This window comes from Variovorax ureilyticus, assembly GCF_037889935.1.
GTDB classification, from domain to species: Bacteria; Pseudomonadota; Gammaproteobacteria; order Burkholderiales; family Burkholderiaceae_C; genus Variovorax; species Variovorax ureilyticus.
The window spans coordinates 22,880-36,219 of sequence record NZ_JBBKZU010000016.1; the positions used below are offsets into that span (position 1 = coordinate 22,880).

Annotated in this window: 8 protein-coding genes; 5 read left to right on the forward strand and 3 right to left on the reverse strand. The window is 68.0% G+C overall.

What is annotated here, in order from left to right; all coding sequences use genetic code 11:
* Positions 1 to 3: 3 nt before the first annotated feature.
* Genes glgX through WKW77_RS28005 form a run of 3 tightly spaced genes read right to left on the reverse strand, consistent with a single transcriptional unit; the run spans position 4 to position 5,820 of the window.
* Positions 4 to 2,043, reverse strand: a complete 2,040-nt coding sequence (gene glgX, locus WKW77_RS27995; RefSeq protein WP_340360169.1) for a glycogen debranching protein GlgX — start codon at positions 2,041 to 2,043, stop codon at positions 4 to 6.
* Positions 2,040 to 4,199, reverse strand: coding sequence for a 1,4-alpha-glucan branching protein GlgB (gene glgB / locus WKW77_RS28000; protein ID WP_340360170.1), 2,160 nt, complete (start codon positions 4,197 to 4,199; stop codon positions 2,040 to 2,042). The genes glgX and glgB overlap by 4 nt, the downstream gene beginning before the upstream one ends.
* On the reverse strand, positions 4,189 to 5,820 hold the full coding sequence (locus WKW77_RS28005) for an alpha-glucosidase (protein ID WP_340360171.1): 1,632 nt from the start codon (positions 5,818 to 5,820) through the stop codon (positions 4,189 to 4,191). The genes glgB and WKW77_RS28005 overlap by 11 nt, the downstream gene beginning before the upstream one ends.
* Positions 5,821 to 6,014: 194 nt before the next feature.
* On the opposite strand from WKW77_RS28005, the gene leuS reads away from it, so the two are divergent.
* The 5 genes from leuS (at position 6,015) to gshA (ending at position 13,299) form a co-directional block, all read left to right on the forward strand.
* A complete protein-coding gene (gene leuS, locus WKW77_RS28010) occupies positions 6,015 to 8,654 on the forward strand; it encodes a leucine--tRNA ligase (protein WP_340360172.1) in 2,640 nt (879 codons plus the stop codon).
* Between the two features lie 11 nt (positions 8,655 to 8,665).
* Positions 8,666 to 9,169, forward strand: coding sequence for an LPS-assembly lipoprotein LptE (locus tag WKW77_RS28015; protein ID WP_340360173.1), 504 nt, complete (start codon positions 8,666 to 8,668; stop codon positions 9,167 to 9,169).
* Between the two features lie 120 nt (positions 9,170 to 9,289).
* Entirely contained in the window at positions 9,290 to 10,336 is a 1,047-nt protein-coding gene (holA, locus tag WKW77_RS28020; RefSeq protein ID WP_340360174.1) for a DNA polymerase III subunit delta, read from the forward strand.
* Between the two features lie 212 nt (positions 10,337 to 10,548).
* Positions 10,549 to 11,835 (forward strand): glutamate-5-semialdehyde dehydrogenase, encoded by a 1,287-nt coding sequence (locus WKW77_RS28025; RefSeq protein ID WP_340360175.1) that lies wholly within the window; start codon positions 10,549 to 10,551, stop codon positions 11,833 to 11,835.
* A gap of 168 nt (positions 11,836 to 12,003) precedes the next feature.
* Positions 12,004 to 13,299, forward strand: coding sequence for a glutamate--cysteine ligase (gshA, locus tag WKW77_RS28030; protein WP_340360176.1), 1,296 nt, complete (start codon positions 12,004 to 12,006; stop codon positions 13,297 to 13,299).
* Positions 13,300 to 13,340: the final 41 nt, after the last annotated feature.

Sequence of the window (13,340 nt, forward strand, 5' to 3'; positions counted from 1 at the left end):
CTCCTATGTTTTTGCGACCCAGAGGCTGCCGGGCTCGAGCGTGACGGTCGAGCCGAGCGGCCATGCCTCGGCGCTGTCCTTGTCGCTGGCGAGCCGGCGGACCCAGGGGCCGCCATCCAGGTGGAAGGCGACTTCCGCAGCCTCCGCGTTCACGAGGATCAGCCAGTTCGTTGCAGGCGATGGGGCTGCGAACAGGATCGCGAGCGCATGGCGGTCGCGGCGCTCCCAGTCGGCGGGGGTCATCGCCTGGCCTTCGGGCGTGCGCCAACGCAGCGCCGTGGTGTCGGGCATGGCGTACGCGGGCCACCACTGCGTGCTGCGCAGGGGCGCGGCCTCGCGGCGCAGTGCCAGCAGGCGCGACACGTAGTCGACAAGGCTGGCGTCGGCCCGGTCCCAGTGGAGCCAGGTCGTCTCGTTGTCCTGGCAATAGGCGTTGTTGTTGCCGCGTTGCGTGTGGCCGAGTTCGTCGCCGGCCAGCATCATCGGCGTGCCTTGCGAAAGCAGCAGCACCGCCAGCAGCACCCGGGCGAGGCGCTTGCGCTCGGCCAGCACCAGCGGATCGTCCGTCTCGCCCTCCACGCCGCAGTTGCGGCTCAGGTTGTGCGCATGGCCGTCGCGGTTGTGCTCGCCGTTGGCGAGGTTGTGGCGCTCGCTGTAGCTCAGCAGGTCGCGCAGGGTGAAGCCGTCGTGCGCGGTGATGAAATTGACGCTCGCGGTGGGCGCGCGGCCGTCGTGCCTGAAGGCATCGCTCGATGCGGTGAAGCGCTGCGCGAACTCTCCGAGCCCGACGCCGCGGTGCAGCCAGAAGCCGCGCTGCGTGTCTCGGAAGCGGTCGTTCCATTCGAGCCAGCCCGGGGGGAACTGGCCGAGGCCATAGCCGCCCGGCCCGATGTCCCAGGGCTCGGCGATGAGCAGCGTGCGGGCGAGCACCGGGTCCTGCGCTGCGGCGGCGAGGAACGGGGCGCGCGGATCGAAATCGCCACCCTCGCGGCGCGCGAGGATCGGCGCGAGATCGAAGCGGAAACCGTCGACGCCGAGTTGAGTGACCCAGTGGCGCAGCGCGTCCATCACCAGTTGCACCACGCGCGGCTCCGAGAGGTGCAGGCAGTTGCCGCAGCCGGTCCAGTTCTGGTAGAGCGCCCGGTCGTCCGGGCGCAGGTGGTAGTACAGCAGGTTGTCGATGCCGCGCAGGCTCAGCGTCGGGCCGAGCTCGTCGGTCTCGGCGCTGTGGTTGAACACCACGTCGATCACCACTTCCATGCCGCGCGCATGGATCGCATCGGTCATCACGCGGAACTCGCTCGCCGGCGAGGTGCCGGGGCGGCCGGTCCAGTAGCGTGCCTCGGGCGCGAACCAGCCGATCGGGCTGTAGCCCCAGTAGTTGCTGAGGCCGAGCTTGAACAGACGCTCCTCGTCGGCACGGAACTGCACCGGCATGAGGTTCAGCGTGGTGACGCCGAGGCGCTGCAGATGGTCGAGCACCGCCGGTTCCGCGAGGCCCGCATAGGTGCCGCGCAGATCGGGCGGAACCCCGGGATGCAGCCGCGTCTGGCCGCGAACGTGGAGCTCGTAGATGACGCGGTCGCCGTCGGCGATGCGCGGCGCGGGTCCCGCAGGCGGCAACGGATCGACCACGCGCGCCTTGAGCGCGATCGATGCGTTGTCGCGCGCGTCGCGCCGGTTCGGATCGGCCGGGTGGTGTCCGAGGAACAGGTCCTCGCCGCCGTAGTTGCCCACCACCTCGCGCGCGTAGGGGTCGAGCAGCACCTTGGCCGGATTGAAGCGCAAGCCCTCGTGCGGTACCCATGGCCCGTGAACGCGCCAGCCATAGACCAACCCCGTGCGCGCATGCGGCAGCGCGGCGTGCCAGACGCCGTTGGTCTGGGCGGTGACCTTCAGGCGCTGCTGCTCATGGCGGCCCGTGGCATCGAAGAGGCACAGCTCCACCACCGTCGCGCGGGGCGCGGCCAACGCGAAGTTGACGCCGTGCGGCCCCGGCGTCGCGCCGAGCGGATAGGGCGTGCCCGGGTGCAAGCCGGTCACGCCAGCACCCACATCAAGGTGCACAGCGCAGGCAGCGTCAGCGTCATGGACTGCGGCCTTCCATGCCAGGGCGTCGCCTGCGTTTCGATGACGCCGTTGCCGAGTCCGCTTCCACCGTAGATCTGGTTGTCCGTATTGATGATCTCGCGGTACCTGCCAGCAAGCGGCATGCCCAGCCGATAGCCATCCCGCACCATCGGCGTGAAGTTGCACACCGCGACGACGAAGCTGCCGTCGCCGGCGCGGCGCACGAAGGCGAACACCGACTGGTCCGCGTCGTCATGGCAGATCCACTCGAAGCCCTGAGGCTCGCAGTCCAGCGCGTGCAGCGCGGGGAAATGCCGGTAGACGTTGTTCAGGTCGCGCACGAGCCTGCGGATGCCCTGGTGCGAGGGCTGTTCGAGCAGATGCCAGTCGAGGCTGCGGTCCGCGCTCCATTCGGCCCACTGCGCGAATTCGCCGCCCATGAAGAGCAGCTTCTTTCCGGGGTAGGCCCAGAGGTAGCCGTACAGGTTGCGCAAGCCCGCGAACTGCTGCCAGTGATCGCCCGGCATGCGGCCGATCATCGATCCCTTGCCGTGCACCACCTCGTCGTGCGACAGGGGCAGCACGAAGTTCTCGCTGTGCGCGTACATCAGCCCGAAGGTGATCTGCCGGTGGTGGTGCTTGCGGTAGACCGGATCGATGCCCGCATAGCGCAGCGTGTCGTTCATCCAGCCCATGTTCCACTTGAAGTGGAAGCCCAGGCCGCCCTGCTCCGGCGGGCGGGTCACGCCGGGGAAGCTGGTCGATTCCTCGGCGATCGTGACGGCACCGGGCCGCTCGACGCCGACGACGTGGTTCATCCGGCGCAGGAAGTCGATCGCTTCGAGGTTCTCGCGGCCGCCGTGCGCGTTGGGAATCCACTCGCCCGGCTGGCGGCTGTAGTCGCGGTAGAGCATCGAGGCCACCGCATCGACCCGCAGGCCGTCGACGCCGTAGCGCTCCAGCCAGTACAGCGCATTGCCGACGAGGTAGTTGCGCACCTCGGTGCGGGCGTAGTTGAAGATCAGCGTCTGCCAGTCGTTGTGGAAGCCTTCGCGCGGATCGGCGTACTCGTAGAGCGCGGTGCCGTCGAAGTCCGCGAGCCCGTGCGCATCGGTCGGGAAATGCGCGGGCACCCAGTCGAGGATCACGCCGAGCCCGGCCGCGTGCGCCGCTTCGACGAAGGCGCGGAAATCGCCCGGCGTGCCGAAGCGCGAGGTGGGCGCGTAGAGGCCGATCGGCTGGTAGCCCCACGAGCCGTCGAAGGGGTGCTCGCTGATCGGCAGCAGCTCGATGTGCGTGAAGCCCATGTCGCGCGCGTAGGGCACCAGCGTGTCGGCGAGCTCGCGGTAGTCGAGCCACTCGTGGCCGTTCTTGCGCCGCCAGGAGCCCAGGTGCACTTCGTAGATGCTGAGGGGCGCGCCGCGGGCGTTGGCCTGCGCGCGGCCGGGCGGCATCTTGCTCGGGGGCGGCAGGGGCTGGACGACGCAGGCAGTGTCCGGCCGCAGCCGCGCCGAGAAGCCGAAGGGGTCCGCCTTGCGCAGCACATGGCCCTCTGCCGAGAGGATCTCGAATTCGTAGCTGTCGCCCGGCGCGACGTGCGGCGCGAAGATCTCCCACACGCCGCACTCGCGGCGCAGCCGCATCATGTGGCGGCGGCCGTCCCACTGGTTGAAGTCGCCGACCACCGAGACGCGGCGCGCATTGGGCGCCCACACCGCGAAGGCGCATCCGCGCACGCCGTCGATCTCGCGCAGGTGCGCGCCCAGTTGCTCGAAGGGCCGCAGGTGCGTGCCCTCGGCCAGCAGCCAGACGTCGGTGGCGCCGAGCACCAGAGGGAAGCGGTACGGATCGTCGAGCTGCGAGGTGTGCGTGCCCCAGTCGACATGAAAGTGGTAGCCGAGCCGGGCTTCCGATGCCGGGACGAGTCCGGCGAAGAGGTCGCTGTCGCCCTGCCGGTCGAGTTCCGCCAGCGGCCAGCCCGAGCCCGATTGCATGACCGTCACCGCTTTCGCGCCCGGCAGCAGGGCGCGGACATGAAGGCCTTCGTCCGTCTCGTGCGGGCCGAGCACGGCGAAAGGATCGCCATGTTCTGCGCGCATCAGGGCACGTATTTCGGCCTCAGGCAGCATCGAGCGGTACTCCGAAGAAAACGCCGTATGGCGGCAGGACGAGCCTGCCGCCTTCGATGCCAGTGTCCGCGAAAGGCGCGCCTTCTGCCGGCGCGAGCGCCCGGGGCAGTTCGAGGGATACCGGCTCGTCTGCGAGATTGAACACGCCGTGCAGCGAGCGTTCGGCGTCGTGGCGCTCGAACCAGAGCACCGTGTCCGGCACGCCGGGCGCGTCGATGAAGCGCATCTCGCCGCTGCGAAGCAGCGGCTGGCGGCGTCGCCAGCGCAGCAGCGCGCGACTGAAATTCAGCATCGAGGCCGGGTCGTCCGTCTGGCGGTCGATGGCCAGCGGCAGGTGCATCTCCGACACCGGCAGCCAGGGAGTTCCGCTGGTGAAGCCGGCGTGGTGTGCATCCGTGACCCACGGGATCGGCGTGCGGGCGCCGTCGCGGCCCTTGAATTCGGGCCAGAAGGCGCGCCCGTAGGGGTCCTGGAGCAACTCGAACGGCACCTCGGCCTCGGGCAGGCCGAGTTCCTCGCCCTGGTAGACGCTGGCGCTTCCGCGCAGCGAAAGCAGCAGCGCGAGCCACATCCTGTCTCGGCGGGTGTCCTCGGTGCCATTGGCGTTCCAGCGGGAGGCGACCCGCGGCACGTCGTGGTTCGACACCGCCCAGCAGCCCCAGCCGCCGGTCTTCGCGAGTTCGCGGTCGAGCGCCTCGACCTGCGTGCGCAGGTGGGCCGCGCTGTGCTCGCTGGTCAGCAGGCTGAAGCTGTAGGCGAGGTGCAGGCGCTTGCCGCGCTCGGTGTACCGGGCCATCACGGGGGGCGCGTTTTCGTCGCCGACTTCGCCGAGGCCCACCGCGCCGTAGTCGTCGAGCAGGGCGCGCAGTCGTTCGAGGAAGCGCAGGTTCTCCGGCTGGCTCTTGTCGTGCAGATGCTTCTGCATCGCGTACGGGTTGTCGGCCCGCACCGTGCTGACCATGCCGCCGTCGGCCGGCGGGTTGTCGCGAAGCCGCGCGTCGTGGAACTGGTGGTTGCAGGCGTCGAAGCGGAAGCCATCCACCCCGCGCTCGCACCAGAAGCGGACTTCGTCCAGAAGCGTGTCCTGAACCGCCGGGCAATGGAAGTTCAGGTCCGGCTGCTCGACCAGGAAGCTGTGCAGGTAGTACTGGCGCCGGCGCGAATCCCACTGCCACGCGGATCCGCCGAAGACCGACAGCCAGTTGGTGGGCGGCGTGCCGTCCGGCCGTGGGTCGGCCCAGACGTACCAGTCGGCCTGCGGGTTGTCGCGGCTGGCGCGGCTCGCGGCGAACCACGCGTGCTGGTCGGAGGTGTGGGAGAGCACCTGGTCGATGATGACCTTGATGCCCAGCGCGTGGGCGCGGGCCAGCATCGCGTCGAAGTCTTCCAGGGTGCCGAACATCGGGTCGACCGCCCGGTAGTCGGCCACGTCGTAGCCGAAGTCCTTCATCGGCGAGCGGAAGAAGGGCGACACCCAGATCGCATCCACCCCCAGCGCGGCGACGTGATCGAGCCGGGCCGTGATGCCCGGCAGGTCGCCGATGCCGTCGCCGTTGCTGTCCATGAAGCTGCGCGGGTAGATCTGGTAGATCACCGCGCCGCGCCACCAGTCCTTGTCCATGCAGGAGCCCCCCAGGTCCAAAAATCATTGTGCATGCAAAAAGCCGGCCTCCGGGGATCGCGCACCATCGAGGTGCTTCGGGGCGTCGTCCCCTCGGAAGACGAGTCCGAACGCCATGAAAGGGACGGGGCGGGGGGTGATAATCACGATCCCCCGGCCGCCTGGCGCCGGGCCGTTGCCGAAGCCGAGCCCGAATGAATCCCAGCTACAAACCCGCCGACGTCGAGTCCGCCGCCCAGGCCTATTGGACGGCCGCCGACGCCTACCGCGTGACCGAGGACGCGCGCAAGAAGAAGTACTACGCCTGCTCGATGCTGCCGTACCCCAGCGGCAAGCTGCACATGGGCCACGTGCGCAACTACACGATCAACGACATGCTCACGCGCTACCTGCGCATGAGCGGCTACAACGTGCTGATGCCCATGGGCTGGGACGCCTTCGGCCTGCCGGCCGAGAACGCGGCGCTCAAGAACGGCGTGCCGCCGGCCGCGTGGACCTACGAGAACATCAGCTACATGAAGGGCCAGCTCCAGGCGATGGGCCTGGCCATCGACTGGAGCCGCGAGATCGCGACCTGCGATCCGGGCTACTACAAGTGGAACCAGTGGCTGTTCCTCAAGATGCTCGAGAAGGGCATCGCCTACCGCAAGACGCAGGTGGTCAACTGGGACCCGGTCGACCAGACCGTGCTCGCCAACGAGCAGGTGATCGACGGCAAGGGATGGCGCACCGGCGCGCCTGTGGAGCGCCGCGAGATCCCGGGCTACTACCTCAAGATCAGCGACTACGCCGAGGAACTCCTCGAGCACACCCAGCACAAGCTGCCGGGCTGGCCCGAGCGCGTGAAGCTGATGCAGGAGAACTGGATCGGCAGGAGCGAAGGCGTTCGCTTCGCCTTCACCCACAACATCCGGGACGACAAGGGCGCGCTGATCCAGGGCGGCCGCATGTACGTCTTCACGACGCGCGCCGACACGATCATGGGCGTGACCTTCTGCGCCGTGGCGCCGGAGCACCCGCTGGCGCTGCATGCCGCGAAGTCCGACCCGAAGGTCGCGGCCTTCATCGAGGAATGCAAGAGCGGCGGGACCACCGAGGCCGAGCTCGCCACGCAGGAGAAGAAGGGCCTGCGCACCAGCCTGACGGTAACGCACCCGATCACCGAGGAACAGGTGCCGGTCTGGGTCGGCAACTATGTGCTCATGAGCTACGGCGACGGCGCCGTGATGGGCGTGCCGGCGCACGACGAGCGCGACTTCGCGTTCGCGAACAAGTACGGCATCGAGATCATCCAGGTGGTGCTGGTCGATGACGAGCCGCATTTCAACTACCACCGCTGGCAGGACTGGTACGCCGACAAGGAGCGCGGCGTCACCATCAACTCCGACAACTTCAGCGGCATGTCGTACGCCGAGGCGGTCAAGGCGGTGGCCCACGCGCTGGAGCAGAAGGGCCTGGGCGAGATGAAGACCACCTGGCGCCTGCGCGACTGGGGCATCAGCCGCCAGCGCTACTGGGGAACGCCGATCCCGATCATCCATTGCGAGCAGCACGGCGCGGTGCCGGTGCCCGAGAAGGACCTCCCGGTGGTGCTGCCCACCGATTGCGTGCCCGACGGGTCCGGCAATCCGCTGCACAAGCACGAAGGCTTCCATGCCGGCGTCGTCTGCCCGGTTTGCGGCAAGCCGGCCCGCCGCGAGACCGACACCATGGACACCTTCGTGGACAGCTCGTGGTACTTCATGCGCTATTGCGACCCGAAGAACGACGAGGCGATGGTCGCGGGCGGCGCGGACTACTGGATGCCGATGGACCAGTACATCGGCGGCATCGAGCACGCGATCCTGCACCTGCTCTATGCGCGCTTCTGGACCAAGGTGATGCGCGACCTGGGCCTCGTGAAGTGCGACGAGCCCTTCAGCAAGCTGCTCACGCAGGGCATGGTGCTCAACCACATCTTCTATACGCGCAACGAGAAGGGCGGCAAGGACTACCACCCACCGTCGGAAGTCACGCAGGTGCTCGATACGCAGGGCCGCATCACCGGCGGCACGCTGGCGGACGGCACGAAGGTCGAGTACGGCGGTGTCGGCAAGATGGGCAAGAGCGAGCGCAACGGCGTCGACCCGCAGGACCTGATCGAGAAGTACGGCGCGGACACCGCGCGTCTCTACACCATGTTCACCGCGCCGCCCGAAGCCACGCTCGAGTGGAACGATGCGGCGGTCGAGGGCAGCTATCGCTTCCTGCGCCGGGTCTGGAATTTCGGCGTGGCGCTCGACGGCGCCGGCGCCAACTCCGCCGTCGAAGGCAAGCCCGTCTTCGGCAAGGAGGCCAAGGCCCTGCGCCGCGAAGTGCACACCGTGCTGCGCCAGATCGACTACGACTACCAGCGCATGCAATACAACACGGTGGTGTCGGGCGCGATGAAGCTGCTCAACGCGCTGGAAGGCTTCAAGCCGGCCGAGCCGGACGGCGGCGACCGCGCGGCGGTGCGCGAGGCGATGGGCATCCTGCTGCGCTGCCTGTATCCGGCGACGCCGCACATCGCGCACCAGCTCTGGCATCAGCTCGGCTACGACAAGGAGATCGGCGAACTGCTCGACGCGCCCTGGCCCGTGGTCGACGTCGGTGCGCTGGAGCAGGACGAGATCGAATTGATGCTGCAGATCAACGGCAAGCTGCGCGGCTCGTTGCATGTGCCGGCGACCGCTTCCAAGCAGGAAATCGAGAAGATCGCCCTCGCCAGCGAGGCGTTCGTCAAGCACGCGGAAGGCGTGACGGCAAAGCGCGTCATCGTGGTGCCCGGGCGTCTCGTCAACGTGGTGGTTTGAAGGCGATGGCGGTGAGTTCGCTTCGGTCGCGGCGCGGCCTTCTCATCGGCTTGTCCGGTGCGCTCGTGCTCTCGGGCTGCGGCTTCCAGTTGCGCAAGGCGCCGGAGTTCCAGTTCAAGAGCATCGCGGTCCCGGCCACTTCGTCGTTCGCGAACCAGGTCAAGCGCAATCTGCGCGCCGCCGGAACGGTCGAGGTGGTGCCCACGGAGCAGGTGGCGAACGCCGAGGCGGTGCTCGAGATCCTTGCCGAGAAACGCGACGCCGTGGTGATCTCGACCAATGCCGCCGGACAGGTGCGAGAGCTTCAGCTGCGGCTGACGGTGCGTTTCCGGGTCCGCAGCAAGGATGGCAGGGAATTGCTGGCGCCGACCGAGATCAGCCAGTCGCGCGACATCACCTACAACGAAACGGCCGCCCTCGCGAAGGAAGGCGAAACCGCGCTGCTGTACCGCGACATGGAAAGCGACATCGCGCAGCAGATCCTTCGTCGCCTGGCGGCGGCAAAACCGGCGTGACCCCCAGCCTCGCCCACTGCGTGTGGCTCTGCACCCCCTTACAGGGGGCGCACCCGGCGGCCCGGCAGAGCCGGTTCCGCGGGTGCCCGCGATCTGGGTCGGCGGGGCGGTGAACCACTGATGCAACTGGCGTCCAATCAATTGGCTGCGCACCTCGCCAAGCGGGTGGCGCCGCTGTACGTCATCCACGGCGACGAAGCGTTGCTGGCGCAGGAGGCGGCGGATGCGATCCGTGCTGCGGCGCGTGCGCAGGGCTACACCGAGCGCAGCGCCTACACGGTGGCCGGCGCGCACTTTGACTGGAGCGCGGTGCTCGCGGCGGGCGGGTCGCTGAGCCTCTTCGCCGACCGCCAGATCGTGGAAATCCGCATCCCGTCCGGCAAGCCGGGCAAGGATGGCAGCGTGGCGCTCCAGCAGATAGCCGAAGCCGCGCAGGGCAACGACAGCACGCTCACGCTGGTGATGCTGCCGCGCCTGGACAAGGCCACGCGCACCGGCGCGTGGTTCGGCGCGCTCGAAGGCAACGGCGTGAGCATCCAGGTCGACACGGTCGAGCGTGCCGCCCTGCCGCCATGGATCGCCCAGCGGCTCGCGCAGCAGGGCCAGCGCGTGAAGCCCGGCGAGGAGGGCCAGCGCACGCTGCAGTTCTTTGCCGACCGGGTCGAGGGCAACTTGCTCGCGGCGCATCAGGAGATCCAGAAGCTCGCGCTGCTGCACCCCGAGGGCGAACTGAGCTGGGAGCAGGTCGAGGCCGCAGTGAACAACGTCGCGCGCTACGACGTCTTCAAGCTGTCCGAGGCCATCCTTGCGGGCAATCCGCAGCGGGTCTCGCGCATGCTCGACGGCCTGCAGGCGGAGGGCGAAGCCGAGGTGCTCGTGCACTACACGATCGCCGAGGACATCCGCGCCCTGAAGCGGGTCAAGGACGCGATGGCGGCCGGCCGGCCGCTGCCGATGGCACTGCGCGAGAACCGGATCTGGGGCCCGCGCGAACGGGCTTTCGAACGGGTACTGCCCCGGCTCGACGACCGTGCGCTGGCCCGCATGCTGCGCGCCGCGCATGTGGTCGACGGCATCGTCAAGGGCCTGAAGCAGCCCGACTGGCCGGCCGACAGTTGGCAGGCGCTGCAGCGGTTGGCGCTGATGCTTTGCAGAAGTTGTAGATAACCCCAGGCTCGGCCTCACCCCCAGCCTCGCCCACTTCGTGTGGCTCTGCACCCCCTTCCAGGGGATTCTTGGCCTCACCCCCAGGCTCGCGCACTTCGTGTCGCTCTCCACCCCCTTCCAGGGGGCAATCCCAGCGGCCCGGCCAAGCCGGCTCCGCGGGATTTCTGGGCTTTCGCTGTGCCAGATTTGGGGGCGGGTGACAATCGGGGGTTATGAACATGTTCAATGTCTCCGAATACATGCAGACGCTCGGTCTGCAGGCCAAGACGGCGTCGGCCCTGATGGCCCGGGCGGATGCGGCCACCAAGAACAAGGCGCTGAAGGCGCTCGCGCGCCGGTTGCGCGAGGCGGGCAGCACGCTGGCTGACGCCAATGCACAGGATTTGGCCCGCGCGACCGCCGCCGGGCTGTCGGCGCCGATGGTCGACCGACTCAAGCTCACCCCCAAGGTCATCGAAACCGTCGCCCAGGGCTGCGAGCAGCTCGCCGCCATGCCGGACGTCATCGGCGAAGTCATCGGCATGAAGCAGCAGCCCAGCGGCATCCGGGTCGGCCAGATGCGGGTGCCGATCGGCGTCTTCGGCATGATCTACGAGAGCCGGCCCAACGTCACGATCGAGGCGGCGAGCCTGGCGATCAAGAGCGGCAATGCCGCGATTCTGCGCGGCGGCTCGGAAGCCATCGAGTCGAACAAGGCGCTCGCCCAGCTGGTGGCGGATTCGCTTTCCGAAGCCGGGCTGCCGGCCGCAGCCGTCCAGCTCGTCCAGACGACCGACCGCGAAGCCGTGGGCCAGCTCATCGCGATGCCGGCCTTCGTCGACGTCATCATTCCGCGCGGCGGCAAGGGGCTGATCGAGCGCATCAGCCGCGAAGCCAAGGTGCCGGTCATCAAGCACCTCGACGGCAACTGCCACGTCTACGTGGACGACACGGCGGAGCTGGACATGGCGCTGCGCATCGTCGACAACGCCAAGACCCAGAAATACAGCCCCTGCAATGCCGCCGAAGGGCTGCTGGTGGCGGCATCGATCGCCGAGACCTTCCTGCCCGAGATCGGCGCGATCTTCGCGGGCAAGGGCGTGGAGATGCGCTGCGATCCGGCGGCCGGGCGCATCCTGCGCGAAGCGCTGCACGGCAGCGGCCGGGTGGTGGACGCGGTCGAGTCCGACTGGTCGGAGGAGTACCTCGCCGCGGTCATCAGCATCAAGGTGGTCGAAGGCGTGGACGAGGCCATCACGCACATCAACCACTATTCGAGCCATCACACCGACGCGATCGTCACGCGCGATCACATGAACGCCCAGCGCTTCCTGCGCGAGGTGGACTCGGCCAGCGTGATGGTCAACGCGAGCACGCGTTTTGCGGATGGGTTCGAGTTCGGGCTGGGCGCCGAGATCGGCATCAGCACGGACAAGTTCCATGCGCGTGGGCCGGTCGGCATCGAAGGTCTGACTTCGTTGAAGTACGTGGTCCTCGGTCAGGGCGAAGTCAGGACCTGAGCGCGCTGGGGCGTCTTGCCCCTAGCACGTCTTCTCCGGCGCGCATCGGAGCGCAGTGTTTCCATTTGAAGAACAAAACTGCGTCTACAGTGGCTTGTCATCAGGGGCGGTACCCCAAAATCTACAATTCCGCCTTAGCACAAGCCACAAATCCAAGAAGGCCGCCGCATGGTCCCGCATCTCGTCACCGCCCTCACCGGCCCGATCAATGAGCTCGAGCAGCGCGTGCTCGACTCCACGCCGGCCATCGAGCGCTGGTTCCGGCTCGAATGGATGGAGCACACGCCGCCGTTCTACAGCTCGGCGGACATCCGGAATGCGGGCTTCAAGCTGGCCCCGGTCGACACCAACCTCTATCCCCGCGGCTGGAATCACCTCACCCACGAGATGCTGCCGCTGGCGGTGCAGGCCGCACAAGCCGCGATCGAGAAGATCTGCCCCGAGGCGCGCAACCTGCTGGTGATCCCCGAGAACCATTCGCGCAACACCTTCTACCTGGCCAACGTCGCTCAGCTGGTGCGCATCTTCCACATGGCCGGGCTCAACGTGCGGGTGGGGTCCATCGATCCGGCGATCAAGTCCCCCAAGAAGATCGAGCTGCCCAACGGCGACACCGTGTGTCTGGAGCCGGTGGTGCGCAGCAAGCGCCGGCTGGGGCTCAAGCATTTCGACCCGTGCACCATCCTGCTCAACACCGACCTCTCGGCCGGCGTGCCGGGCATCCTGGAAGAGCTGTACGAGCAGTATCTGCTGCCGCCCCTGCATGCGGGCTGGCCGATGCGGCGCAAGAGCAACCACCTGCACAGCTACGAGGAAGTCTCCAAGCGCTTCGGCAAGCTGCTGGGCATCGATCCTTGGCTCATCAATCCCATGTATGCCAAGGTCGGCGAGGTCAACTTCGGGAGCGGCGACGGCGTCGACGTGCTGACCAGCCATGCGGACGCACTGCTGACCAGGATCCGCCGCAAGTACAAGGAATACGGCATCAACGAGAAGCCGTTCGTGGTGGTCAAGTCCGACAACGGCCGCAGCGAGATGGGTGTGGTCACCGTGCGCGACGCCAAGGAGATCGAGGCGCTGGCCCGCAAGCACAAGCCGCGCTCGGGCGCCGCCAAGAGCCCTGCCGAGCGGCTTGAACTCATCGTGCAGGAAGGCGTGCTCACCAAGGAGAGGGTGCACGACGGCGTTGCAGAGCCGGTGGTCTACATGATGGACCGCTACGTGGTGGGCGGCTTCTATCGGGTGCATGCCGATCGCAACCCGGACGAAGACCTCAAGATCCCCGGCGCGAGCTTCGTGCCGCTGGCTTTTTCCGAGAGTGCGCACTTGCCCCAGCCGGGCGCCAAGCCGGGCGCGAGCGCCCCGAACCGGTTCTACATGTACGGCGTGATCGGCCGTCTTGCCATGGTCGCGGCCAGCTACGAGCTGGAGGCGACCAACCCCGACGCCGAAATCTACGAATGATTGGCCCGGCCATCTTGCTTGCCGTGCCGGCGGCGGCAAAA